Raw genomic sequence first — 25,431 nt, forward strand, 5'->3', positions numbered from 1 at the left:
GTCGGAAACTGACGGTTCTTTGCTTTTGCTGCCACAGGTCATCCTCGAAATGAGCCTGTCACAGAAATTATCGTGTCTCATTCCAGGGGTGCAGTCCAGTACCGTCCCCGAAATCCTCGATCTGCTGCAGCACCGGATCCGGGCGGCGCCCGGCGAAGACATCGCCCGGCAACAGCAGTACCGGCAGGCGATTGACGTGAGCGACTGCAGCGGCCGTCACCATATTGGTCGCACCGGGGCCGATCGAGCTCGTCACCGCCATCATGCGCCGGCGGCGCGAGGCCTTGGCGAAGGCGATCGCGGCATGTGCCATCGCCTGTTCGTTATGCGCGCGCAGGGTTGGCAGACGATCGCGCGCGGCATACAGCGCCTCGCCGAGACCCGCTACATTGCCGTGCCCGAAGATCGCCCACACACCGGCGAACAGCGGCTGGACCTGCCCGTCGATCACCGTCCTCTGCGCGGCCATCGCGGCGACGAGCGCCTGCGCCATGGTGAGCCTGATCGTCGCCATCACTCGCTCCCACTCAGCCGCGCGGCCCGGCTTGGACCAGTCGGCCGAAATATTCCATCATCGCGCTGAGCGCGCCTTCGTCCTCGAGGCGGCCTGCGTCGAGCTTCCACCAATTGGGTTTCACGACATCGGCCAACTGCCGAAGCCGCTTCGGAAACGAGCGCGCGCTCGCGCAACTCTGTCGCGAATGCGTGGTAGTCCGATCTGATACGGTCCTGTGACGCGGCGGGGACATCGAGAGAGCACGCTCTGACCTTGACTTGGCGGCGCAGAGAATGGAATGCTTATTCCAATAGTCAAGCAAGACAAAGAAAATATGCCATCTAGGGAGTGCCTCGAACTGGCTAAAGCGAGCGCCTACAGTCACGATCCCGATGGTGCGACCGCCGTCGTCACCGGCGGCACACAGGGCGTCGGCGAAGCCAATGGCCGTGAATGCGCCGAGATCGGCCTGCGGGCGCGAAGTCGCCAAGGCAGTCGCCTGCCTCGCCAGCGACGAATCCGGTTTGATCACCGCCGCACACTTCGACTTCGACCAGAACATCTGCGGTGCCCCTCACTGATATGCACCGGAACGTCTTAGACGGACATGATGATGACAATGCGGTTTGGACTCCTTGGCGCCGGCAGGATCGGGCGCATTCACGGTCTCAATGTCGCGGCGCGCGGCGATGCACGGCTCGTCGCGGTGGCCGACGCCTCGAGCGAGGCCGCGTCCTCGCTGGCGCAGGCTGCAGGCGCGAAAGTGGCCGATGCGGATGCGATCATGAGCGATTCCGGCATCGACGCCATCCTGATCTGCACGCCGACCGACACGCATGCCGACCTGATCGAAGCCGCAGTCTCGACTGGCAAGGCGGTGTTCTGCGAGAAGCCAGTCGATCTCGATTCGGGCCGCATTCGCCGCTGCCTGGCCACGGTCGAGAAAACGGGCAAGCCTCTGATGATCGGCTTCAACCGCCGCTTCGATCCGAACTTCGCGGCGCTGGAGAAGCGGCTGCGCAGCGGCCAGGCCGGCGAGATCGAGATCGTCAGCGTCATCTCGCGCGATCCCGGACCACCGCCGGTCGACTATGTGAAACGCTCGGGCGGTCTCTTCCGCGACATGATGATCCATGATTTCGACATGGCGCGCTTTCTGCTGGCGGAGGAGCCGATCGAGGTCTTTGCGCTCGGCTCGGCGCTGGTGGATAAGGCCATCGGCGACGCTGGCGACGTCGATACCGCCGCCGTGCTGATGAAGACGGCGAGCGGGCGCATCGCACAGATTTCGAATTCGCGCCGTGCCACTTACGGCTACGACCAGCGCATCGAGGTGCATGGCTCGAAGGGAATGCTGAGGGCCGGCAACATCCACGAGACGACCGTCGAGATCGCTACCAGCCAGGGCTTCCGTGCCGATCCGGTGCAGAACTTCTTCCTCGAACGCTATGCCGCCGCTTATCGCGCCGAACTCGCTGCTTTCATCGATGCGTGTGCTGGCAAGGCTGCGCCCTCTCCGACCGGCCTCGACGGGCTGCGCGCCCAGATGCTCGCCGACGCGGCCACCGAATCGGCCCGCACTGGCGGCCCTGTCGCCATCAAGGCCGCCTGACGATGACTCCGGCCGAACTGCTGCTGCGCCGCTACGCGGCCCAGGGCCTCGTCGCCGAGGCGGGGCGCATCGCGCTCGACTATTTCGGCCGCAAGGAAAGCCTCGGCGTCACGATGAAGGGAGCGCAGGATTGGCTCACCATCGCCGACGGCACCGTCGAGGACTTTTTGCGTGCACGGCTGGCAGAGCTTTTCCCCGGCGACACGGTGATCGGCGAGGAAGGCGGCGGCAATGCCAGCGATGCGGTCTGGATCATCGATCCAATCGACGGCACTTCGAACTTCGCGCGTGGCGATCGCAACTGGTGCATCTCCATCGGCTTCCTGCTCAACCGCGCGCCGACGATCGGGATCGTCGCCGCACCCTCACTGGACGAGCTCTATGTCGCGCAGCGAGGCCAGGGCGCGACGCTGAACGGGCAGCCGATCGCCGTCTCGGGCGCCGATGACATCGCACGCGCTTATGTCGAACTGGGCTGGTCGACCCGTGTGCCTTCGCGGCGCTATCTCAACGTGATCAGCCGTGGTCATTCCGCCGGCTGCTCGATCAAGCGCTCGGGCTCTGGCACTTTGGGCCTCTGTCATGTCGCGAACGGGCGCACCGAGGCCTACGCCGAGTTGCATACCAACGCCTGGGACGTCGCCGCCGGCATTGTGATCGTTGGCGAGGCCGGTGGCTGGATCAACGACTTCTTCGCCGGAGACGGCATCAGCAAGGGCAACCCGATCTTGTGCTGCACGCCGGCGCTGGCATCGCAGCTCAGCGAAATCACGGGAATTACCTAGTCGGCGCAACAACTATTGCTTTGGGGCGTTGGAGGCTCCACCGTCGCAGCCAATTGCGAAGAACATGAAGTTCTCGTTCCGGGGAGGTGGACCATGTTTTTGAGATCCCTGACTTTCAGAGTGCTGTTCGGTGCCGGCATCCTGGCTGCGGGAGCGGCATCTGCGCCGGCGTCGGCCCAGGGCTCGCTCGTCATGTATTGCGGCGTACAGGAGGAATGGTGCCGCGCGATGTCCACCACTTTCGAAAAGGAGACGGGCATCAAGGTCGCGATGACGCGGAAATCTGCCGGCGAGGTCTATGCGCAGCTCAGGGCGGAGGCCTCGAACCCGCGCGGCGACATCTGGTGGGGCGGCACCGGCGACCCGCATCTTCAGGCGGCTGAAGAGGGGCTGACGCTCGAATACGAATCTCCCGCCAACAAGGATCTGCACGACTGGGCGCTAAACCAGTGGAAAGCGGCGAACCAGCGCTCGATCGGCATCTATGCCGGCGCGCTCGGCTTCGGCTACAACACCGAACAGATCAAGGCCAAGGGCATCCCGGAGCCCAAATGCTGGACCGATCTGCTCAATCCCAAGCTTAGGGATGACGTGCAGGTCGCCGACCCGAACTCCTCCGGCACCGCCTATACCCTGCTTGCCACGGTCGTGCAGCTGATGGGCGAGGACAAGGGCTTCGATTATCTCAAGGCCCTGCACAAGAACGTCAGCCAGTACACCAAGTCCGGCGCCGCGCCGGCCAAGGCGGCGAGCCTCGGCGAAACCGCCGTCGGCATCGTCTTCATCCACGATGCCGTCGTCTTCGCGGTGCAGGGCGACCCGATCAAGCCCGTCGCGCCATGCGAGGGCACAGGCTACGAGATCGGCTCGATGTCGATCGTCAAGGGCGCACGTAATCTGGAGAACGCCAAGAAGTTCTACGATTGGGCGCTGAGCCCCGCCGCGCAGGCGCTTGCCGCCCCCGCGAAGTCGTATCAGGTGCCATCCAACAAGAACGCGCCGGTGCCGCCGCAGGCGCCGAAGATGAGCGACATGAAGCTGATCAACTACGATTTCGTCAAATACGGCTCGTCGGCCGAGCGCACGCGGCTGCTGACAAAGTGGGACAAGGACGTCAAGGCGCTGCCGAAATAGCGCCGGCTGCGGAGAGACCCGATGCGCCCTTCGACACGGCTTGCTCTGCTGTTCGGCTGGCTGGGCGACATGCTCGTGCCCTGGTACCTGCCGGAAGGGTGGAACCTTGCAGGCTATCCGTTCGGGCGGGCCGGCACGGCGCTGGCGCTTGCGATATCCGGCGCAGCGCCGTGGCTCTGGCCGATCGGCATCGCGCTTTTCGCGGCGACTCCCCTCGCTGTCCGTGTCGAGACCACATTTAGCGGCCGGGCACTGATCGCCGCCGGGCTGTTCGGTCTCGTCGCGTTCTTCGCACAAGGCTTTGCGGTTACGCTGCCTGACCAGGGCATTCCCTGGCTCGCTGCGCTGCTCGGTGGCGCAGGCGCCGCGCAGCCAGGCATGGGTTTCGGCGCGCTGCTGACGCTGTTCTCGCTTCTCTTGCTGCTCTGCCACGGCCTGGCTTATCGCGGCTTTTGTCGGGGCGATCTTTTCACCACATCCACCATCGGTGTCGTGGTGCTGCTGATCGGCCTCTTCATCTTCCTGCCGGTAGCGACGATCCTGCGCAGTGCGCTGGTCGACGCCAATGGCGGGTGGGCGCTGGGCCAATTCGCCGACCGCCTGCTGTCCTCGACGATCTGGGGATTGGGCTGCGTAGGCGGCGGCATTGCCTGCGGCGTCGCCTGGAATACGCTGACCCTCGGCGTGCCGACCGGCCTCATCACCACGCTGCTGGGCCTCGCCTGCGCGCTGCTCGTGTTGCGCACGGCGATGCCGGGCAAACGGCTGATGCGCGCGATGACGGTGCTGCCGATCATCACGCCGCCCTTCGTCATCGGCCTTGCACTCATCCTGCTCTTCGGCCGTTCCGGCGCCGTGACCGGCTTGATGTCCGAATGGTTCGGCATCCCACGCTCGCGCTGGATCTACGGTCTGCCAGGCGTGCTGCTGGCGCAAGTGCTGGCCTTCGCCCCGATCGCCTTCCTCGTCCTGATGGGTGTGGTCCAGGGCATCGCACCGAGCCTCGAAGAGGCGGCGCAGACGCTTGGCGCCAAGCATTGGCCGACGTTCCGCTCCGTGACCTGGCCGCTGCTGCGGCCGGGGCTCGCCAACGCCTTTCTGCTCGGCTTCGTCGAAAGCCTGGCCGATTTCGGCAACCCTCTCGTACTCGGCGGCAATTTCGAAGTGCTCTCGACAAAGATCTTCTTTGCCGTGGTCGGCGCCGCACATAATCAGGGTATGGCGGCCGTGCTGGCTATCGTACTGCTCGTCTTCACGCTCGGCGCCTTCTGGCTACAGCAGGGCTGGCTCGGCGGAAAGAGCTACACCACCGTGTCCGGCAAGGGTGAAGCGGGCATTCCGGCGAAGCTACCCACCTCCGTCACCGTGCTCTCCGCCGCGATCATCATACCCTGGGTCGTGCTGACGGCGGTGATCTACGCGGTTATCCTGATCGGCGGCTTCGTCAAGACGATGGGCCGCGATCATACGCCGACGATGGAGCATTACCGCACCGGCTTCGCGGTCGATTTCAGCCATGGCTTGTTCTTTGAAGGCGCGGCCTGGCCCTCCCTGTTCACAACGCTGAAGATCGCTGCGATCTCGGCACCCCTGACGGCAATGATCGGCCTGCTCACCGCCTATCTGCTCACTCGGCAATGCTTCGTCGGCCGACGGTTGCTCGAATTCACGACCATGCTGAGCTTCGCCATTCCCGGCACCGTGCTCGGCGTCGCCTATATCCTCGCCTTCAATGTGCCGCCCATCGAGATCACCGGGACGGGCCTCATCCTCGTGCTCGCCTTCGTCTTCCGCAACATGCCTGTCGGCGTGCGCGCGGGCATTGCGGGGCTGGTCCAGATCGACAAAAGCCTTGACGAGGCCTCGACGACGATGCGGGCGCGCAGCTTCACCACACTGCGCCGTGTGGTGCTGCCGTTGCTCAAGCCTGCTCTCGTCGCGGCGCTGACCTACAGCTTCGTGCGCAGCATCACCTCGGTCAGCGCCGTGATCTTTCTCGTGTCGGCCGAGTACAACCTCTCCACCGCCTACATCGTCGGAAGGGTCGAGGCCGGCGAGTTCGGCCTCGCTATCGCCTACTCCTCGGTGCTCATCGTCGTCATGGCGGCGGGTATCGCGCTCATCCAATTCGGCGTCGGCGAGCGCAAGCTCGGCCGCAGGCCCGTCGCGCTTGCGACCTCGGCCGCCGAGCCCGCCACATAGGACTCGCCATGCTCAAATCCAGACCCGCCTCCGTGGAGTTCAGCCATGTCAGCATGCGTTACGGCGCGGTGACGGCGGTGGACGATGTCAGTTTCACGATCCATGCGGGCGAGCTCGTGACGCTGCTCGGGCCTTCCGGCTGCGGCAAGACGACAACCTTGCGCATGATCGCCGGGCTCGAGATCGCCAGCGAGGGGCATATCCTGATCGGCGGCAAGGATGTAACACGACTCTCAGCGGCGGACCGCGATGTCTGCATGGTGTTCCAGTCCTATGCGCTGTTCCCGCACATGAGTGTGCTGGAGAACGCAGCCTATGGGCCGACGGTGAAGGGCCTGGGCAGGGCGCAGGCCGAGGCAATGGCGCTGGAGAAGCTCGCTCTAGTCGGGCTTAAGGGCTTCGAGAAGCGCTATCCGGCCGAGCTGTCCGGCGGCCAGCAGCAGCGCGTCGCCGTGGCGCGCGCCCTCGTGCTGGAACCTCATGTGCTGCTCTTCGACGAGCCGCTTTCCAATCTCGATGCCAAGCTCAGGCGCAGGGTGCGGCAGGAAATCCGCGAGCTCCAGCAGTCGCTGAAGCTCACCGTCGCCTATGTCACGCATGATCAGGAGGAGGCGCTCGCCGTCTCCGACCGCATCATCGTGATGTCAAACGCGAAGATCGCGCAGCAAGGTTCGCCGCGCGAGATTTATGAGGCTCCGGCGAACGGCTTCGTCGCTGATTTCATCGGCGATGCCAATCTTGTGGAGGTGACGATCGACGCGGTGCAGGACGGGCAGGCGCAGGTCATGCTGGGGCCGCTCCGCCTGACGCTTCCGGCGCGCGGCCTCACTCCGGGGTTGGCAAAAGCAGCGATTCGACCACACGGCATCTTGCTCGGCGATGGCCTTGCGGGAACAGTTATAAAATCCTCTTACCTCGGCGATCACGTCGAGATGATCGTCTCGACGCCGATCGGCGAGCTTTTTGTCATCAGTCGGCAGACCAATGAGCTTCCGGAGGCCGGTGCGTCGGTCAACCTGTCATTCGCCCAACAAAGTATTGCTCTCGTTCGGTGACGAACTTGAATCGGAGTGGCGATGCTATCCAGCCGCCGCCGCCTGCAATTTGAGATGACCGCAATCGCAGCTCATCGTGCAGTCTCGCATTGGAAAGTCCGGCAAGGGCATCCGCGGGCTTCCGGTGGCAGAGAGCCTGAATGTGCTCCCGCCTGCAAAACAACGGAGCCAATGAACCGGCCGTTTAGCGTCGAACCTCGGGAATTGCTGGACCGCGCACGACAGGCGATCGAGCATTCCGTCGCGCTACGAGAACAAATGCGTGCTCAGACTGCGGGCGCTCAGCGACGCGCGTTCCATGACGCGAGTGAGTGCGCTCGTTGACACTTCGGTATGGTTTTCACAAGCAGCTCTCTCGGGCTTGCTGCTTTGGCACAGCAAGCTCCAGCTTGAGCCGGCTCCACCAATTGGACAAGAGGATAAATGGAGTTTCTGCCTGATGGCGACCGGGTGCTGGGAAGTAGCGGCGAGCCATTTAGTGAGATCAACTAGGGCCGGCCGTTGCGGCGCACCTCTCCCGCGCAGAGAGGTGATCCGAGTCCTCGGCTTGTACCGATTCAAGCATATTCATCCGGTCTACGCCGGAACAGGCGCTTCCAATTCCAGCAGGCGAGCGGCCTTGAGATCACTCCAGAGTGCGGCTGGCACTGTGGTGGTCAGCGCTGCTACGTTGCGCTCGACCTCCTGCGCATTATGCGCCCCGAGCACCACGCTCGCGACCGCGGGATGACCGAGCGCGAAATGTAGAGCGGCCGTCGGCAGCGCTACGTCATGAGCTGCGCAGATACGCTGGATTTCGGCAACCTTCGACAGGACCTGCGGCGGCGCATCCTGATAATTGTACTTGGCGCCTTTGATAGCGCCCGTCGCCAGAATCCCCGAATTGAAGACGCCGCCGAGCAGCACCGCGATGCCCTGCTTCAGCGCAAGCGGCATGAACTCCTCGAGCGCCGGCTGCTCCAGCAGCGAATAGCGCCCCGCGAGCAGCATCACCTCGAAGGATCCGGCCTGCGCAAAGCGCACGCACATCTCGGCCTCGTTGACGCCGATCCCTATACCCGCGACCACACCTTCGGAACGAAGCTTGTCGAGCGCTACATAGGCCCCGGACATCGCTTCGCGAAACCGGTCCTCGATCGCGTCGTTGCCGTGGGTCCACACATCGACATCATGGATCAGTAACAGGTCGATCCGGTCGGTGCCAAGCCGCAACAGCGACTGCTCGAGCGAGCGCATGGTGCCGTCATAGGAATAGTCGACGACGGCCCGGTGCGGCTGTCCGCCGACAAATCCGGACCGAGTCTCCGGCTGGTGAAACGGATCCATCCAGCGACCGGTCTTGGTGCAAAGCACCACGTGCTTGCGCGGCACGCGCCGGAGCGCCGTTCCGCAACGATGCTCCGACAGGCCATTGCCATAGTGGGGCGATGTATCGAGCAGATTGATGCCGAGTTCGAAGGCGCGGCTTGCGGCAGCAATAGCAGTCTGGTCGTCGAGCTCGAGAAAGAGATCGCCGAGCGGTGCGGTTCCGAACCCGAGGATCGAGACTTCGAGCCCGGTCCGGCCAAGTGTGCGGCGCGGCAAAGCTGATTGCGAAACCATGGTGGATTGCTCTCCCTTCTCCGCGCCTCAATCGCGCGCTGGTCTCATTTGGCAGCGACGCGCAGCCTATGTATTTGCCGCCGCGTGTCAACGCGAAGAATGAGCCCGCTGCGCAAAGCTGTTCCGCTGATACGATCGAGTTGCTAGGAATAGCGGAAACCAGCACGCGGGCGCGCCTCATGACCTGCGGCAACAAGGAGGGACGATGCTCGCCTATGTCACGCACGATGCGCGCTTTGCACGCCTGGTCTTCGGTCACGCCAATCTCGAAAAGCTCACCAGCGGCTGCCGCTGGGCCGAGGGCCCCGCTTACTTTCCGGCCGGCCGCTATTTGATCTGGTCCGACATTCCGAACAACCGGATGATGCGCTTTGACGAGACCGATTCATCGGTGTCGGTGTTCCGCTCGCCTAGCTTCAACTCGAACGGCAATACGACCGATCGCGAGGGGCGGCTGGTCACTTGCGAGCACTTCATGCGCCGCGTCACCCGGACCGAGCATGACGGCTCCATCACGGTGCTTGCCGACCAGTTCGAGGGGCGTCGGCTGAACTCGCCCAACGACGTCGTGGTGAAATCGGACGGCTCGGTCTGGTTTTCGGATCCGACCTACGGCATCGACAGCGACTACGAGGGCCAGCAGACCAAATCCGAGATTGGCGCCGCCAATGTGTACCGGATCGATCCAGCGGGCGGCGAGATCACCCTCGTCGTCTCGGACCGCGTGCAGCCGAACGGACTGGCGTTCTCGCCAGACGAAAAGTTGCTTTATGTCGCCGATACCGGCGCGACCCACGTCGACGGGCTGCCCGCGACGATCTGGTCCTACAAGGTGCAGGGAAACAAGGTCGCTGAGTCGTCGCTGTTTTCCGCCTGCCCCGACGGGCTCTATGACGGGTTTCGCTGCGACATCCATGGCAACATCTGGACGTCGGCGGGACGGAGCGTGTTCTGCTACGCAGCCGACGGGACCCATATCGGCACGATTCCGATCGGCGAGATCGTGGCGAATGTCTGTTTCGGCGGTCCGCAGCGCAACCGCCTCTACATTTGCGGACAGACCTCGCTGTATTCGATCTTCCTCAATACGCGCGCGGCCGTGTAAGGGAAAACGCGTTGCGGGGCGGCGTGTGGCGCCATCCTCAACTGTTCTGCCGCTGCTTTTGCGGGCCGCCGGCCCCCCGCCGCTCCGCAGATCAGTTTCGAGTTCCTCGATGATGGCATGAAGCAGGCGTATGGCCAGTGGATCGGTCACCTCGCGCTCCAGGAAGCGATAGCGCGCGATCCGGACTTGCTGGTCTCTGAGCTCGATTCGGTCATGATGCGTGGTCTCCGCCGATACGACGCCGAGCAAGGCAGTTCGTTTCGCTAAAATTTTCGGATCATTTGCGATGGTTTCCAATTCGTAAAGGAAGGCGGGCTCGGCGGGCCCGGCCATCTAGCTCGTGACGCGCTCGCCGCGGCCATAGACGAGCAGCATGAAGATGATGACGAGGCCGTAGATCACCTGGCGGCCTGCCTCCGGCATCTCCATGATTGACAGTACGCTGTTCAGGAGCACGATCAGGACGACGCCGATCAGCGTGCCGAGATAGCGGCCGCGGCCGCCGAGGATGTTGGTGCCTCCAATCACAACGGCGGCGATCGAGGGCAGCAGATAGGCGTCGCCCATGCCCTGGTAGGCCTTGGTGGAATAGCCGGCGAGGAGCACGCCGGCGAGCGCGGCAGCAAGGCCGCAGAGGACGAAGCAGACCGCCGTGACGCGACGCGTGTTGACACCGGCGAGATAGGCCGCTGCCTCCTTGTTGCCGATGGCGTAGATGTAGCGGCCGAGCGCCATGCGCTGCAGGATGAGGACAACCAGCGCAGACACCGCGGCCCAGACGAACAGGGCATTGGGGATGCCGAGCGTGCGGTCGCTGGCCAACAGCCGCATCGGGTCGGTCGCCGCCGTTTGTGGCGCGTAGCCGCCGGTGTGCCCGACCATTAGGCCGCGCATCACGGCGTTCACCCCTAGTGTGAAGATCATCGATGGCACGCGCAAGTAAGCGACCCCGATGCCGTTGACGAGGCCGACCAGAACGCCGATGCTGAGCCCGACCGGAATTGCGAGAGGACCGCCGACCGAGGTCGCCATCATGGCCGCGGCGGGTCCAGGGCACCGACAGATCGATCTGCGCGATTAGGATCACGATCATCATCCCTGCGGAGACGATGCCGAGGAACGCGCCGATCTGCAATTGCTGCAGCAGATAGGCTGGCGACAACAGGGGAGCGCTGCCGAAACGGGCGAACGTGTAAACCGTGCCCGCGACGAGGATGACGAGGATGAACAGCGCCGCAATCAGGATCGGGCGACTGTCGCGCGAGAGGCCGAATGAGGTCGTCGTCATCTGAACAGCTCCAGCGTGTTTTTGACGCGCAGCACACCCAACGCGCCGATGCTGACGGCGGTGAGCAGGATCACGCCCTCGAACAGCGGCTGCAAAAGAGGAGCAATGTCGAAGATGCGGAAGAAGAAGGAAATCACGCGCAAGACCATGGCGCCGAAAATCGACCCGATCGCGCTGCCGGTCCCGCCGAGCAGCGAAGTGCCGCCGATCACCACGGAGGCGATGGAGTTGAGCGTATAGGCGCCGGCCTGCGGAATGTCGGCATTCCCTGACGAAGTCTGGATGGCGAGGAAGAGACCGCCGCAGCCGGCGAAGAAGCCCGCGAGCGTGAAGGCGGCGATCTTGGCGCGCTCGATCGGAACGCCGGACATATAAGCCGCGCCCTCGGCCGAGCCGATCGCATAGACGGCGCGGCCGAGACCGGAGCGGCGGAACGGCACCCATACCAGGAGCGGAATGAGAACGAGAAGCACAAAGGGCACCGGAATCCAGGCGAACGGCCCAAACCAGGCAGCCGCGCCGTCGTCGAAGATATGCACGGTCGAGGCGAAATCGCCCAGCGAGTTAGTCAGCGCCCAGTTCAGATCCTCGTCGATCTTGCCGCCCGGGGTCGGACGCAGGAACAGCGCAATGCCGATATAGACCGCGCCGGTCGCAAGCGTCGCGATGATCGGCTGGATGCGCCCATAGACGACGACGCAGCCGTTGATAAGTCCGGCAGCCGTGCCGATCGCAAGGCACACGGCGATCCCAAGCAGAATGCCGCTCACGCCGCCTGGAAAAGTGCCGAGGCCGAGATGCACACCGAAGAGCTCGAGATGCAGCGGCGCACCGCCTGCCGTGCCGGTCAGGAGGTAGCTCGCAAAGCAGCCGACCATGGTCATGACCGCACCGACGGAGAGATCGAGCCCTGACATCAAGACCGGCACGGTCTGTGCCATCGCCAGCATGGCGAGCGCAAAGATTTCGTCGCCATTTTGCACTAACACGGCGGGGGAGAAACCCCGGGGATGCGCGACGTTGTAGAGAATGTAGAGGGCGCAGAATAACAGGATGGCGGTGACAAGACCGATGTTCTGGCGGATCCTGATCGCGAAATCGTCAAGCATGCGCGGCCCCCGCTGCGGCATCGGTGTCGATATTCAGGGAGCTCGCGACAATGTTGGTCTCGGTGAGGTCGTCGCCCTCGAGCTCGCGCACGATGTGGCCATCATACATGATGACGACGCGGTCGCAGCAGCCGATCAGCTCGTCATAGTCGGTCGAGTAGAACAGGATCGCGGCGCCCTGGTCGGCGAGTTCGCGCATCAGCCGGTACAGCTCCTGCTTGGTGCCAACGTCGATGCCGCGCGTGGGATCGTTGAGCAGGATGATGCGCGGATCGGTCATCAGCCATTTGGCGAGCACCACCTTCTGCTGGTTGCCGCCCGATAGCGTCGAGACCGCATCACTCGCTGCGCCCAACTTAATCTGCAGCCGCGTGATGGCCCGCTGGATCGCGGTGCGTTCCTTGCCAGCTTCGATGAATGGGCCAGTGGAGAGGGCGTCGAGCGATGCGATCGCGAGATTGTCCGCGATCGACATCGGCAGCATCAGTCCTTCGGTCTTGCGGTCCTCAGGCACGAGCGCGATGCCGACCGATTTTGCCGCCGCCGGGGAGCCGGGACGCACCTCACGGTTGGCCACCGTGAAGCGGCCGGTGACGCCGCGCAAAACGCCGAACAGAGCGAGCAGCAGCGACTTCTGGCCCTGACCGTCGAGGCCGCCCAGGCCTACGATCTCGCCGGCGCCGACGCTCAGCGAGATGCGGTCGAGATGCTTTTCCCAGGATAGATTCTCGACCGCCAGCACCGGCTTCGCAGTATTGCGCACCGGCTTGGGCGGGTACTGGGCCGCGATGTCACGCCCGATCATGAGCTGGACGATTTCGGCGGTCGAGCGCACACCCATGTTGAAGGTCTCGATATGGCGGCCATTGCGAAACACCGAAGCGCGGTCGGCGAGCGCCTCAACCTCGTGCATGCGGTGCGAGATGTACAGGATGGCGACGCCTTCGGCCTTGAGCCGTGCCAGCATGGCATAAACCTTCTCCACATCGGCGCTCGTCAGTGCCGATGTCGCCTCGTCGAGGATCAGCAACTGCGGCCGCTTGCCGAGCGCCTTCGCGATCTCGACCACCTGGCGCCTCGACAGGGGCAGATCGCGTACGTGCCTCAGGGGATTGACGTCCTCACAGCCGATCTCGGCCAAAAGCTCTTCGGCGCGGCGGCGCTGGGCTTTCGCATCGATCAGGCCGAACCGCCGCGGCGGGGATGCAATGGAGATGTTGTCCGCGACCGAGAGGTCGGGCATCAGCGATAGCTCCTGGAAGATGCAGACGACACCGGCCGCATTCGCCGCCGACGGCGTGGCGAAGCTGACCTCGCTCCCCGCGAGGCGCATGCGGCCGCTGTCGGGCTGCACCACGCCGGCAATGATCTTGATCAGGGTCGACTTGCCGGCGCCGTTCTCGCCCAGCACGGCGTGGATCTTGCCGCGCTCGCAGGCTAGATCGACCCCTTCCAGCGCGCGAACGCCGGCATAGCGCTTGGAGATGCCGGCAAGCTCCAGGAAGGCGGATTGCGTCGGGTCAGCAGCCGGCATGGCCGGGCCTTCACGCAACGACGGCCCGGCGAATGCCGGGCCGTGACAGAGACATCGCTGGAGCCGTCACTGGGTGTTCTTCTCGCTCTGCGACATGATCTCCGGCGCAGTGAAATTCACGCCGCACGGTGTGAACTGGTTCGGCGCAAAGAAGTTGGCATTGAGCTCAGGCCAGTAATTCGTGCCCGGCTTGAGATCCTTGTAGGTCGCAACTGGAATCGGGATCGAGATCAGCTGCGGCATGACGTTGCCCTGCAACGCCGAGATCGCCGCCTTGGTCGCGATCGCCACCAGTGCTGGCGACTGGCCGTAGGACATGCCCTTCAATCCGTCCTTGGCGTGATCGGCGATCTGCTTGCGGTACTCGTTTTCGCCCTCGCCCGACATCGGCACAAAGGGATGCTTGGCAGCCATCAGCGCCTGCACAGTGCCGTCGGATCCGCCTTGGGTGAATACTCCGTCGAAATGGCCATGCACGGCCAGCGCGTCCGCAGTCACCTTCTGAGAGGTGCCGGTGTCCCAATTACCAACTACCTCGGTGATTTTGAAGCTGTTGCCTGGCGATTCCATGACCTCGCGGAAACCGAGATGACGGTCGCGGTCGACTGAGTTTCCCGGCAGGCCGCGGACTTCGAGGATGTCGCCGGATTTCTTGCCGCTCTCGTCGATCAGCCATTTGGCCGACATGCGGCCCATTTCCTTCTGGTCCTCGTTGACCATCATCACCTTGTCGGTGTCGAGGACGTTGTCGAACGGCACCACCACGACGTTGTTCTTGTCGGCAAGACGGATGATGCGATCAAAACCATCGGGCGCGACCGCAATAGTGACGATTGCGTCGAAGCCTTGGTTGATGAAGTCCTCCATCGCGCCGAGTTGCGCTGCGACATCGGTCCCCGTGGAGACGACCTTGAACTCCTTGATGTTCTCCTTGATACCCGGCTGGTCGGCGAAAGCCTTGGCAGTCTTCACCATCTGGATGCGCCAGGTATTGCCGACGAAGCCGTTGACCAGCGCGATCCTATAGGGTCCCGCTTTCTTGGGCCATTTGAAGAATTTGGTCTCGGACGACCATGGCTTGAAGCAGGCGGGATCGGCGCCGGGGCCGGAGACGACCTTAGGACCTGCCAGAGCACCCACCGAGGACAGCAGCAAGCCGGCGCACGCCAGCCCCGCCAGACGAAGCGTCCACACCATATCGTTCTCCCTGAGCGTTTGTGTTCCACCCTATCGCGGCGCGTGGCCATGCCGGGAATTGAACTCCCCGTGCGCTTGCCAGGCCAGGATGGCACGCAACCTGAGATGCTGACAAGCCGACCGCGGATGCTCGGCCGCAACACATGATTTGAACGCACCGCCGACCGATCACAATTGCGGGAAGCAGAAAACGCAACAATGACAGTCGGATGTTCGTGGGCGGCAAGGGATTGTGCAACGGCGAAGCTGGTCATTGCCGCTCGCATCCACACGCGTGACGCAAAAAATGACACTCAAGGGAAAGTGTGACTCGCTCCGTGAAGCCGAACGAAGCCCGTTTGCTGAAGCTTGGTTTTGAAGCCAGAAGCTGGGACTACATGCTTTCGTCCGGGGAGTTGGCGTGGCTCCTTCGCCGAGATGATGGCTGTGGGAACGCCGCAAGCAGGTACGAAATGCCTGCTGATTAGCCGCGAGGATGTCCGCTCCGCAGTCGAAGGTCTGCCGTTCGTTTTGACCGGCAGCGCCGATGGTCACTCAGCAGCTCGATGTGCGAAATCAGGTATCGCACTGCGATGGTGGCTGGCTGGCGAACATGTCACTTGCTTGACACGTTCTGGAGCACTGGTCTCTAATCTCCCTCAAGGTCCTGCGGTTGGACAGGCAACACTTTCTGCCCCCAGCAAGAACAGGCTCGACTGCTCCCGCCCAGCGACTGTCAGGTCAAGGGTGAGGAATCTAAGATAGTTTCCTGGGAGGGAATAATGGACAGACGCCAGACGCTCAAGCTGATCGGTGGTACGGCCGCATTTGCCGGTGCCGGTTTTCCGGGTTTTGCCTTTGCGCAAGCCCAAAAGGAAATGGTCACGGTCGTGAAGATCGCGGGAATTCCGTGGTTCAACGCACTTGAAAAGGGAATCCAGAAGGGTGCGAAGGATTTCAGCATTAATGCCACTATGGTTGGCCCGGCGAACGTCGATCCGGCACAGCAAGTAAAGCTTCTTGAGGATCTGATTGCCAAGAAGGTCAACGTGATCGGCTTGGTGCCGCTTGATGTAAAAGTCTGCGAGCCCGTGCTGAAGCGCGCCCAGGCCGCCGGAATCAAGGTCATCACGCATGAAGGTCCGGAACAGGAAGGCCGTGACTGGAATGTGGAATTGATCGACTCCGTTCGCTTCGGCGAGGTGCAGATGGAACGTCTCGCCAAGGACATGGGCGGCGAAGGTGATTATGTAGTCTATGTCGGGACTCTTACGACGCCGCTTCACAACAAATGGGCCGATGCCGCGATTGCCTACCAGCAGAAGAATTTTCCGAAAATGAAGCTCGTCGCCGACCGCTTCCCCGGCGCCGACGAGATCGACACCAGCCAACGCACGACGCTCGACGTGATCAAGGCCTATCCGAACCTGCGTGGTATTCTCGGCTTCGGTTCGAACGGACCAATCGGGGCCGGAAATGCCGTGCGTCAGCAACGCCTTGGCAAGAAGATCGCCGTGGTCGGCACCGTGCTGCCGAGCCAGGCGAAGTCGCTTATCGCGGATGATACGATCCGCGAAGGTTTCCTGTGGAATCCCACCGATGCGGGTTACGCCATGGTCGCGGTGGCCAAACTCGTGCTCGATGGCAAGCCGATCACGGATGGCGTCGATGTACCCGGTCTTGGCAAGGCAGCCGTCGACGTCGCAGGAAAGCAGATCAAGGTGGACAAGATCATGCGCATCAACAAGGAAACCATCGACGGGCTGATCGCCGGAGGGCTCTAGGCCGACGCCGGTTTAGCCCGCCTCATTGCGCTGCATTCCCGGCCTTCCGGTCGGGAATGCGGTACCACTCGAGTGATCGCACGATCGAACGGTCCATTGCAGGCGAACCTTTGGCAACTTTCCTGGAGATGTCCGGCATATCGAAGCGCTTCGGCGGCGTGCACGCGCTCCGCGACGTCGATCTCACTCTGGAAGTCGGCGAGGTGCATTGCCTGGTCGGTGAAAACGGCTCCGGCAAGTCCACCCTGATCAAGATCATTTCGGGCGTCGAGGCAGCGGAGCCTGGCGGCCGGATCGCAATTTCCGGCAAGGAATATCCCAAACTAAATCCGGTCTACTCCACGCATTGCGGCATTCAGGTCATTTACCAGGATCTTTCGCTGTTCCCCAACCTCACCGTCGCCGAGAATATCGCGATGGCGCACCATCTTGGCGGCATCCATTCGGTGAACTGGGCCTCAATGCGCGCCACCGCGAAGGCCACAATGGCAAAGATCGGCGTTGAGTTCGACCCGGACGCGAAAGTCTCAGAGCTCAGCATTGCCCGACGCCAGCTGGTCGCGATCTGCCGGGCCTTGGCTGCGGATGCCAAACTCCTAATTATGGATGAGCCGACGGCATCGTTGACCCGCCACGAGGTGAACGCTCTGATCGCGCTCGTGAGCGAGCTGAAGCGTGCTGGCATCTGCGTCGTTTTCGTCAGCCACCGTCTCGACGAGGTACTTGAAATCGCCGAACGCGTAACGGTACTGCGGGATGGCGCCAAAGTCGGTACTTTTGCTGCAGACACAATCGACGGGCGGAAACTCAGCCACCTGATGACCGGTAAGTCCTTCGAGTATGAGGTACGGGCGCCTGAGCTTGCTGCTGGCCCGGTCGTGCTGGAAGTTAAGGGTCTGGGCCGCGAGGGTGAGTATGAGGATGTAAGCTTGCAGTTGCGCGCCGGGGAAGTGGTGGGTCTCACCGGTCTGCTCGGCTCGGGTCGAACCGAACTCGCGCTGTCGCTGTTCGGCATGAAGCCGTCCGATCGCGGCACCATCGTGCTTGACGGGCGGCCGATCGCGCTCCGCACAAATGCAGAGGCGATCCATCGAGGGATCGCCTATGTATCCGAGGATAGGCTTACGCTTGGTCTCATCCTGCATCAGTCCGTCACGGCGAACGTCACGCTCACGGTGCTGGAACGTCTGGCTGGCGCATTCGGCCTGATTGCCGAACGCGCGCGACAGAGCCATGTCGCTCGGTGGGTTGCTGAACTCGGGATCAAGGTCTCCAACCCGGCCAACGCGGTAAAGACCCTCTCCGGGGGCAATCAGCAGCGAGTCGTGCTCGCCAAATGGATGGCGACCAACCCGCGGGTGCTTATCCTAGATAGTCCCACGGTGGGCGTCGACATCAGCGCCAAGGACGGAATTTATGAAATCATCCGGCGGTTGGCCCGCGACGGCGTCGCGGTGCTGATGATATCGGACGAAATCCCCGAGGTCCTTTATCATAGTCATCGCGTGCTGGTGATGCGGGAAGGCCGTTTGACAACCGACGTGGCTGCCGCAGCCACTTCCGAAGATGCGCTTCGGCAGGCCGTCAATGCCTGAATCAAGCATTGCATCATTCGGCAGGTTTCGTCGCAGCCATGAATTCTGGCTGCTGATGGTAATCCTCGGGCTCTGCGCCAGCTTGGGCTTCGCGAATGCCCAATTCCTGACCATGCAGAATCTGTTTGACCTGCTGACCTCCTACGCATTCGTCGGCATCCTGGCGCTCGGACTACTGGTCGTGCTGATCGCCGGCGGAATCGACATCTCATTCACCGCGACCGCATCGGTGGCGCAATATGTCGCACTCTCGCTTGCCAATGCTTACGGCGCGAACTGGATCAGCGTCTTCGCCATCGCGATTGGGATTGGCGGTGCGCTCGGTGCCCTCAACGCAATCTTCATCCAGAAACTTCGAATACCATCGATCATCGTTTCGGTCGCAACGCTGAACATTTTCTATGGACTTCTGATCTTCTTCACCGGCGGCAAATACATCTATTCGTTGCCAGACTGGTTTGCGACCGGGATATTCTGGTTCGAATTCGAATGGGGCAAGGATAGCTCGTACGGTGTCAACCTGCAGATCCTCGCGCTCGCGCTGGCGTTTCTCGTCACCTGGCTCCTGCTTAACCGAACCAATATTGGCCGGCAAATCTATGCCATGGGAGGCAATGCCGATGCCGCGCAGCGGCTCGGCTTCCACATTTTCGGCCTCAACATACTGGTCTATTGCTACATGGGTATCATGGCCGGAATCGCCTCCCTGATCCAGGCACAACTCGCGCAGTCCGTTGCCCCGACAGTGCTGGTCGGCAAGGAACTTGATGTGGTCGCCGCCGTCGTGCTCGGCGGCGCCAGCCTTATGGGCGGCGTCGGTACCGTCCTCGGCACGTTTTTGGGCCTGACACTGCTCGCGGTGCTCCAAAATGGAATCATTTTGCTGGGCGTTTCGTCCTACTGGTCGCCGTTCTTCGTCGGTTTGGTTATTCTCATTTCGGTCTCAGCGACCGCCTGGTCGCAGCGAGAGCGGCGAACCCGGAGCGCGCGCCGATGAGCAATGCGCCCGCCCTCTCACTTCGCCGGCGTATGGTCAGCCTCGCCGGCGGCGGCACGGTCGCTACCCTCATCCTGCTGTTGCTCGCGCTCTGGGTGGTGTTCGCGATCATGATCGGCGACCGGTTCTTCTCGGTCAACACGCTGCAATCCATGGCTTTCCAGATGCCAGAACTCGGCATCCTCTCACTTGCGATGATGCTGGCCTTGCTATCCGGCGGACTCAACCTTTCCATCATCGCCACCGCCAATCTGTCCGGACTGACCATCGCGTTCCTGCTGACGCACTACATCCCGGGGAGTGAGGGCCTTGCCTGGGTCGGCATTCAGGTGCTGGCGATCGCTGCAGGATTTGCAGTGGCCGCATTGGTCGGCCTCCTCAATGGTTTTGTCATCGCCTATCTCGGCGTTTCGCCGATCCTGGCCACGCTCGGCACGATGACGCTCTGCAAAGGCCTCGCGATCGGCCTGTCGCGCGGTAACGTCATCTCCGGATTTCCGGAGCCCATTGTATTTATCGGCAATGGAACGGTTTTTGGGGTACCCTTTGCTCTGATCGTACTTGCGTTCTGCGCCTTGCCCGTCGCGCTCATGCTGAACGCGACGCCGTTCGGGGCAAAGGTTTACATGATCGGCTCGAACGAGAAGGCGACCCGCTACTCCGGCGTCGATACCCGCGCCGTCCTCCTCAAACTCTATGTGTTTTCCAGCTTGCTCGCGGGCGTGGCAGCGGTGGTCATGTTGGCACGTTTCAATTCGGCCAACGCGGCATACGGCGAGAGCTATCTGCTGGTCACCATTCTCGCGGCCGTCCTCGGCGGCATCGATCCGTTTGGTGGCTTCGGCAAAGTCGGCGGGCTGTTGCTTGCCCTGATCATCCTTCAGCTGATCTCCTCGGCATTCAACCTTCTGAACCTCAGCCAATTCCTCACGCTGGCGATCTGGGGTGGAATCTTGATTGCCGTCGCGGCGGTTCCTCATTTCGCCGGAAAAGCGCCGCGGTAGCCAGCGATGATGCGCTCGATCGTCTCGCCCCTTATCGCAGTTCTCGACATTGGCAAGACCAATCTCAAACTGCTAGTGGCGAGCGAGGACGGCTGGCCGCTCGAAACACATGCGCTTCCAAATGTGCCGATGACTCAGGGCTCGTACCTCGCCTATGACCTTGTCGGGTTAGAAGAGTGGTTTCTCGATACCCTTGCCGTCGTGTCTCAACGCCATGCCATTGGCGCCGTGATCGTCGCTGCGCATGGATGCGGCGCGGTTCTCGTCGACGGTGATACGCCAGTGCTGCCGATGATGGACTATGATGCCGTCTCTCCGCCGGCAATCGATGAAGCCTATGCCCGGATCGCGCCCGGTTTCGATGAGGTGTTTTGCGGAATCGGAGGCGCGATGCGGCTCGGAAAGCAGCTGCTGTGGCAGGAGAGCGCGTATCCCGTCGAATTCGCCCGCGCAAAAACCTATCTGACCACCGCGCAGTTTTTCGCCTTGCGGCTTGGCGGACGTGCGGCCAGTGAAATCTCGCAGCTCGCGGCCCAGAGCCATATCTGGGACCTCATCCACCGTCAGCCTTCTTCTCTTATGCGCAAGCGCGGCTGGAGCCATCTGCTGCCCGAATGCGTACCCGCCGGTGAGGTGCTAGGGACGGTTTCGAAATCCGTAGCCAGGCGCACCGGCCTGGCGCAATCGACCGAGATCCTCTGTGGCGTGCATGATTCCAACGCCAACCTGTTCCGCTACAAGGCCGCCGGCATGGCCGATGCCTCGATCCTATCGACCGGTACCTGGATGATCGGCTTTCAGCGCGGCCTCCCCCTGGACAAACTCGATTGCGCGCGCGCGATGGTTCTCAATATCGATGTCGATGGTGAGAATGCACCTTCGACATTGATCGCGACCGGCCGCGAATACGACCTGATCCGCGGGGAAAATAGTGCTTCTGATGCAGCCGTCCTTGCCGCATTGCCCACCCTGCTGTCGAGGGGGACCCTGGCGCTCCCCTCATTCATCGGCGATGATGGATTGTTTCCGGGCGCTGCTCGCCGCGGACGGGTCATCGGGCCGCCCCCCGAAACGCCTGCCGAATGGCAGGCATTGGCGGTGCTCTACGCAGCATTCAGCGCAAACCGCTGTCTTGATGCGCTCGAGAGCTCAAAGCGCATAGTCATCGATGGCGGCTTTGCGGCAAACCTGCCCTTCGCCCGCTGCCTTGCGACCTTGCGATCCTCGCAGAGCGTCTGGGTGAGTCGGTCCCCGGACGGAACGGCGCTTGGCGCCGCGCTGCTGTGGCGGCGGTTCTCGCGTACGCTGCCGGTTTCGAGCGTGATACTTGAAGCCGTCACATCACTCAGCAACGATGGGTTCGAACCGCGCGACCTTTCCGCCGCATACCAGTCCTGGATCGCTTTCTCGGAGCCCGCTTCATGACAGACCAAAATCATGCCGATCTCCGCCAAGGCATTGTCGATACCTGCAGGGAGATGAATCGCAACGGTCTCAATCAGGGCACCTCCGGCAATCTTTCGCACCGGATTCCAAACGGCATGCTGATCACGCCTACCAGTCTGCCCTATGATCGGATGCAGCCAGAGGACATTGTCGCGATGGATTTTGCCGCGAACTACCAGGGCAACCATCGGCCTTCATCCGAATGGCGCTTTCATCGCGATATTCTGCGAGCACGCGAAGACGTCAACGTCGTGCTCCATACGCATTCCACCTTCAGTACGATTCTCGCCGTTCACGAGCGTGGCATTCCCTGCTTCCACTATATGGTCGCAGTTGCGGGTGGCAACGATGTCCGCTGTGCGCCTTATGCTTGTTTCGGCACGCAGGCACTATCCGACTACGCCCTCAAGGCCCTCGAAGATCGCAACGCCTGCCTGCTCGGCCATCATGGCTTGATCGTGACGGCCCAGACGTTTGAAAAGGCGCTTTGGCTCGCCGTGGAGGTGGAGACGCTGGCGAAGATGTATGTCCATGCGTTGGCTATCGGCGAGCCGCCGCGCCTCGGCGACGCTGAAATGGCGCAGGTACATGAGCAGATGAAACGCATGGGTTACGGCCAGGCGCCTGACCTTGATGATGTCGGCGATGTTCCGCGCGCCCGACCTGAGTCGAAACGGACAGCACATTGATGGTGGATTGCACGGACAGCTGCCACCGAGTTCGCTCAGCACCGGCCCACGCAGAACGAAGGCCGAGGCCGGATGTGCGGGTTTGACCGTCACAGCCCTTGGGCAGAAGACGTGAGCGAACAATCAGGCTTGCCCCCTTCACCGCTCAACAGATCAACGACTTAGCTTGTCGATCGGCGCCGCGTGATTATGGCAGGATGCGCCGTCGCCACCTTCGGCAGCTTCTTCTCATGTCGTGGCGCATGCTGCCGTTCCCATTGTAGCCGGCATGCTCGGGCATGCGGCACGCTGGGTACTGACCTCGCTTGCGGGGGCGAACGTCGCGACAAGAGCGCTCGTAGCCTGCATTTTGGTTAGCATCGTCGTCACACCGGTCCTGACCGCCTGCATCTGCCCTTTGCCGCACTTGGCTTTTCGGCGGTTGTTTTCGATGATACTGGGTTTCTAGCTCTTCGAGACAGCGCGCACCCTTCTCGAGTTGGCTTCAATAGGGTCACGTGCGCCGGCAGCACTGCTGGCAAAAACATCGCAGCAAATGAAGCCACCACATTTCTGCTCATACTGACCACGACCTTCGGACTGATCCTGCCACCAATGCTGCTCAACGGCAGCTCCAGACATGGTACGTGTTTTCCATTGCCCGTCTGGCGCGCATCAATGGACCTCTATCTGCGACCAGAGCAAACCGTTGTCGCAACAACCGCTGACCGGGCTTGTCGGAATGGCGCTTTCAGGATCTTCCGTAAGTACTTGATCTTGCAATGGTGGGCGCACCAGGGCTCGAACCTGGGACCCGTTGATTAAGCGGCGTATGATTTCGTCGAAGAACATTGGCTATTCCGACAAATCCGCCTTCAAACCTGCATTGAACCCGCAAAGGGTTTTCACTTTGTCGGAATGGCCCGGTCGCAGCCCTCTCGGAGAACTCCTAGAATGTCGGAGATGCGAGTCGCCGGAGGACTACCGCCTTTCCCCACACCAGCCAAAGCTACGATCTCTCATCTATCGCGCGTCCTGAGCGAGAGCCGTTACGCCTTGACCGGAGGGATTGCCAAATGAAGCTGGTGATATCTTGGAGATGGAAAGCGCGCGGCTCTCGGGCTTGCCTCGTACTGCTGGCCCGAGATAAGGCCGGCAAGACAATCCGATTGGTATGTTCAAGTCTGGGATTGCAACGACCGATACCGATTCAAGCCGCGACCTGACTGACGAGCGTTTCCATCACGTTTTCGTTCACGGTCGTTTCGCCAATTCGTTGCGATTTCGTTGCGGCGTTCTTCGGAGAACCACGCTCGTGAGCGCGGATTCGCGACGACCGGAGGGGCCTGCATCAGTACGTCGTGAAGACCGGGAGCCGCTTGACTCAAGCCCTAAGTTGGCTGCTAATCGCGAGCAGTCTCGAGGCGAGTTTGATTTCGGCGGCATGTATCTGACGCAGCAGCCGCCGGGGGATCCGTGATAGCTCCGTGAAGTCTAACCTCGCAGTTCTGGCTGTACTCGTTGCGCGGCCGCTGGGACGTGCGAGCCTTGAGGACATTGAACGAAATATTGATGCGGACGTCATGCGCTTTCAAGGCGAGCCGCTGCCGGACGAAGAAGCTCTCGAGGATGTCAACCTTCTCGCAGCAGGACTTGTGACTCCCGATGGTGATGGCTTGCGGATCACCGATGCCGGACGATCGGTATTGAATACGCTGAACGAGCTGAGACAGATCTCATCTCATACCGTTGACGACAAAAGCTCGGCGAATGATCAAAGTTCGGCTGTTGTTCGGGCGACATCTCTGGCGGCGCCCTCCCTGTTGCATGGCTTCGGATCTGCTGCTGAAGCGCGGTCAGACATGCGCTACAGGAAAAGCAGTGTATTCGCGACAATCGCTGTCAAGTTCCGGCGCGTCGGTGCGCTCTGGCGCAAGCATCTGGAATACGATCCTCTGGATGAGAAAATGGAACAGCGAAGCCGAAACGCCATCGGCGCCGTCATTGCGATTCTAAGCTTCATGCTGCTCACCATCTGCGCCGGGGCCGCTGGCGTGGTGATGCAGTTCAGATCCATGAAATCAGAGATCGCTTACTTGCATCGTGAGGTGCTTTCGCTGAAGGAACGATTGACGCGCATCGATCAGGCTGAGAAGGCCAGGCAGCTCGAGGAGAGAGCGAACACCGAGCAGGCCAAGTCCCGAAGCGCTGCGACGCAAGAAGCCCCCCTAAATCTCTCGTCCGACGAGATTCGGCTCATACGAGACTACATCAAGCCAGCTCAGTCTGCGGGATTGGCAAGTGCGCCCATGAATGTGGGTGATCCCATCACTGGCCCAACCATCCCGCTTCCTTCTCCCGTCACAGACAAGGTGCCCAAATTGATCGGAGCCAGATTTTTGATCCGCAACGGCGCGATCATCATCGTCAAAAGGGACAGCCGTCGGGCTGATGCTGTGCTTGGGCCGAACTAGACGACCGATTCCATGAAACCGGCACCGACGGAACTGAAAGCGTGTTGATGGATTCCTCGTTTGAGATTGGCCGAACGAGGATTGGTATCATGGCAACATGGCGGCAAGCAGTTGAGCTGGCGATAATTGAAACGTTGACGGCTCTTTCGCGGTCCCGACCCGAGCCGGCGAGCCGGGTGTCACGGGCCACGATGCTGCTGGCCTACCGTGAGAACCCATCGTTCTTTGCCGTGGGACGAAGACTTGGCGTGCATCATCAGACGGTGCAGCGCTGCGTTGAGCGGGCGGTCGCTTATGGCGCGCTGGCGGCACTCGACGACCGACCACGGCCGGGCAAGGAGCCGGTGATCACGCCGGAGGCCAAG

At 62.0% G+C, this 25,431-nt stretch carries 20 protein-coding genes and 3 pseudogenes; 16 read left to right on the forward strand and 7 right to left on the reverse strand.

Annotated features, from left to right (window positions below; translation table 11 throughout):
* Nucleotides 1-97: 97 nt before the first annotated feature.
* Nucleotides 98-514, reverse strand: a pseudogene (locus tag IVA82_RS34525) (thiamine pyrophosphate-binding protein); the annotation flags it as partial.
* 461 nt (nt 515-975) lie between these two features.
* On the opposite strand from IVA82_RS34525, the pseudogene IVA82_RS34530 reads away from it, so the two are divergent.
* The 6 genes and pseudogenes from IVA82_RS34530 to IVA82_RS34555 all read left to right on the forward strand — a co-directional run.
* Nucleotides 976-1,077, forward strand: a pseudogene (locus IVA82_RS34530) (short-chain dehydrogenase); the annotation flags it as partial.
* Between the two features lie 38 nt (nt 1,078-1,115).
* Entirely contained in the window at nt 1,116-2,108 is a 993-nt protein-coding gene (gene iolG, locus IVA82_RS34535) for an inositol 2-dehydrogenase (protein ID WP_247386541.1), read from the forward strand.
* Between the two features lie 2 nt (nt 2,109-2,110).
* Nucleotides 2,111-2,893, forward strand: a complete 783-nt coding sequence (locus tag IVA82_RS34540; RefSeq protein ID WP_247386540.1) for an inositol monophosphatase family protein — start codon at nt 2,111-2,113, stop codon at nt 2,891-2,893.
* A 192-nt stretch (nt 2,894-3,085) separates the two neighbouring features.
* A complete protein-coding gene (locus IVA82_RS34545; RefSeq protein WP_247386542.1) occupies nt 3,086-4,027 on the forward strand; it encodes an ABC transporter substrate-binding protein in 942 nt (313 codons plus the stop codon).
* 21 nt (nt 4,028-4,048) lie between these two features.
* On the forward strand, nt 4,049-6,229 hold the full coding sequence (locus IVA82_RS34550) for an iron ABC transporter permease (protein WP_247386539.1): 2,181 nt from the start codon (nt 4,049-4,051) through the stop codon (nt 6,227-6,229).
* Between the two features lie 8 nt (nt 6,230-6,237).
* Nucleotides 6,238-7,284: an ABC transporter ATP-binding protein gene (locus tag IVA82_RS34555; RefSeq protein WP_247386538.1), complete on the forward strand. Its 1,047-nt coding sequence runs from the start codon at nt 6,238-6,240 to the stop codon at nt 7,282-7,284.
* A gap of 576 nt (nt 7,285-7,860) precedes the next feature.
* Here the strand turns inward: IVA82_RS34555 and IVA82_RS34560 are convergent.
* A complete protein-coding gene (locus tag IVA82_RS34560; protein WP_247386537.1) occupies nt 7,861-8,886 on the reverse strand; it encodes an aldo/keto reductase in 1,026 nt (341 codons plus the stop codon).
* A gap of 205 nt (nt 8,887-9,091) precedes the next feature.
* Between IVA82_RS34560 and IVA82_RS34565 the strand changes: the two genes are divergently transcribed.
* Together IVA82_RS34565 and IVA82_RS34570 are read left to right on the forward strand one after the other, a co-directional pair.
* Nucleotides 9,092-9,991, forward strand: coding sequence for an SMP-30/gluconolactonase/LRE family protein (locus IVA82_RS34565; protein WP_247386536.1), 900 nt, complete (start codon nt 9,092-9,094; stop codon nt 9,989-9,991).
* A 117-nt stretch (nt 9,992-10,108) separates the two neighbouring features.
* On the forward strand, nt 10,109-10,258 hold the full coding sequence (locus IVA82_RS34570; protein ID WP_247493731.1) for a hypothetical protein: 150 nt from the start codon (nt 10,109-10,111) through the stop codon (nt 10,256-10,258).
* A gap of 66 nt (nt 10,259-10,324) precedes the next feature.
* Here IVA82_RS34570 and IVA82_RS34575 read toward each other — a convergent pair.
* The 4 genes and pseudogenes from IVA82_RS34575 to IVA82_RS34590 all read right to left on the reverse strand — a co-directional run bounded on the left by IVA82_RS34575 (nt 10,325) and on the right by IVA82_RS34590 (nt 15,119).
* A pseudogene (locus tag IVA82_RS34575) lies at nt 10,325-11,279 on the reverse strand (ABC transporter permease).
* On the reverse strand, nt 11,276-12,388 hold the full coding sequence (locus tag IVA82_RS34580) for an ABC transporter permease (protein ID WP_247386535.1): 1,113 nt from the start codon (nt 12,386-12,388) through the stop codon (nt 11,276-11,278). The pseudogene IVA82_RS34575 and the gene IVA82_RS34580 overlap by 4 nt, the downstream one beginning before the upstream one ends.
* On the reverse strand, nt 12,381-13,922 hold the full coding sequence (locus IVA82_RS34585; RefSeq protein ID WP_247386533.1) for a sugar ABC transporter ATP-binding protein: 1,542 nt from the start codon (nt 13,920-13,922) through the stop codon (nt 12,381-12,383). Before IVA82_RS34585 ends, IVA82_RS34580 begins: the two co-directional genes overlap by 8 nt.
* A 66-nt stretch (nt 13,923-13,988) precedes the next feature.
* The gene (locus IVA82_RS34590; RefSeq protein ID WP_247386531.1) at nt 13,989-15,119 is read right to left on the reverse strand and encodes a sugar ABC transporter substrate-binding protein; all 1,131 of its coding nucleotides are present in this window, start codon (nt 15,117-15,119) and stop codon (nt 13,989-13,991) included.
* A 761-nt stretch (nt 15,120-15,880) separates the two neighbouring features.
* Between IVA82_RS34590 and IVA82_RS34600 the strand changes: the two genes are divergently transcribed.
* From IVA82_RS34600 to IVA82_RS34625, 6 genes are all read left to right on the forward strand, one after another.
* On the forward strand, nt 15,881-16,882 hold the full coding sequence (locus tag IVA82_RS34600; RefSeq protein ID WP_007596122.1) for an autoinducer 2 ABC transporter substrate-binding protein: 1,002 nt from the start codon (nt 15,881-15,883) through the stop codon (nt 16,880-16,882).
* A gap of 110 nt (nt 16,883-16,992) precedes the next feature.
* A complete protein-coding gene (locus IVA82_RS34605) occupies nt 16,993-18,477 on the forward strand; it encodes a sugar ABC transporter ATP-binding protein (protein WP_247386530.1) in 1,485 nt (494 codons plus the stop codon).
* A complete protein-coding gene (locus IVA82_RS34610) occupies nt 18,470-19,474 on the forward strand; it encodes an ABC transporter permease (protein ID WP_247386528.1) in 1,005 nt (334 codons plus the stop codon). Before IVA82_RS34605 ends, IVA82_RS34610 begins: the two co-directional genes overlap by 8 nt.
* A 110-nt stretch (nt 19,475-19,584) precedes the next feature.
* Nucleotides 19,585-20,478, forward strand: a complete 894-nt coding sequence (locus IVA82_RS34615) for an ABC transporter permease (protein WP_247493732.1) — start codon at nt 19,585-19,587, stop codon at nt 20,476-20,478.
* A 390-nt stretch (nt 20,479-20,868) separates the two neighbouring features.
* Complete coding sequence (locus IVA82_RS34620) at nt 20,869-21,903, forward strand: FGGY family carbohydrate kinase (protein ID WP_247493733.1); 1,035 nt, start codon at nt 20,869-20,871, stop codon at nt 21,901-21,903.
* Complete coding sequence (locus IVA82_RS34625) at nt 21,900-22,613, forward strand: class II aldolase/adducin family protein (RefSeq protein WP_247386506.1); 714 nt, start codon at nt 21,900-21,902, stop codon at nt 22,611-22,613. The genes IVA82_RS34620 and IVA82_RS34625 overlap by 4 nt, the downstream gene beginning before the upstream one ends.
* 654 nt (nt 22,614-23,267) lie before the next feature.
* On the opposite strand, the gene IVA82_RS34630 is transcribed toward IVA82_RS34625, so the two are convergent.
* A complete protein-coding gene (locus IVA82_RS34630; RefSeq protein ID WP_247493734.1) occupies nt 23,268-23,444 on the reverse strand; it encodes a hypothetical protein in 177 nt (58 codons plus the stop codon).
* 635 nt (nt 23,445-24,079) lie between these two features.
* On the opposite strand from IVA82_RS34630, the gene IVA82_RS34635 reads away from it, so the two are divergent.
* Complete coding sequence (locus IVA82_RS34635) at nt 24,080-25,066, forward strand: hypothetical protein (protein WP_247386505.1); 987 nt, start codon at nt 24,080-24,082, stop codon at nt 25,064-25,066.
* 176 nt (nt 25,067-25,242) lie between these two features.
* A partial coding sequence (locus IVA82_RS34640; RefSeq protein ID WP_247386503.1) for a helix-turn-helix domain-containing protein occupies nt 25,243-25,431 on the forward strand: 189 nt, incomplete at its 3' end.

This window comes from Bradyrhizobium sp. 142, from assembly GCF_023074015.1.
GTDB lineage: Bacteria > Pseudomonadota > Alphaproteobacteria > Rhizobiales > Xanthobacteraceae > Bradyrhizobium.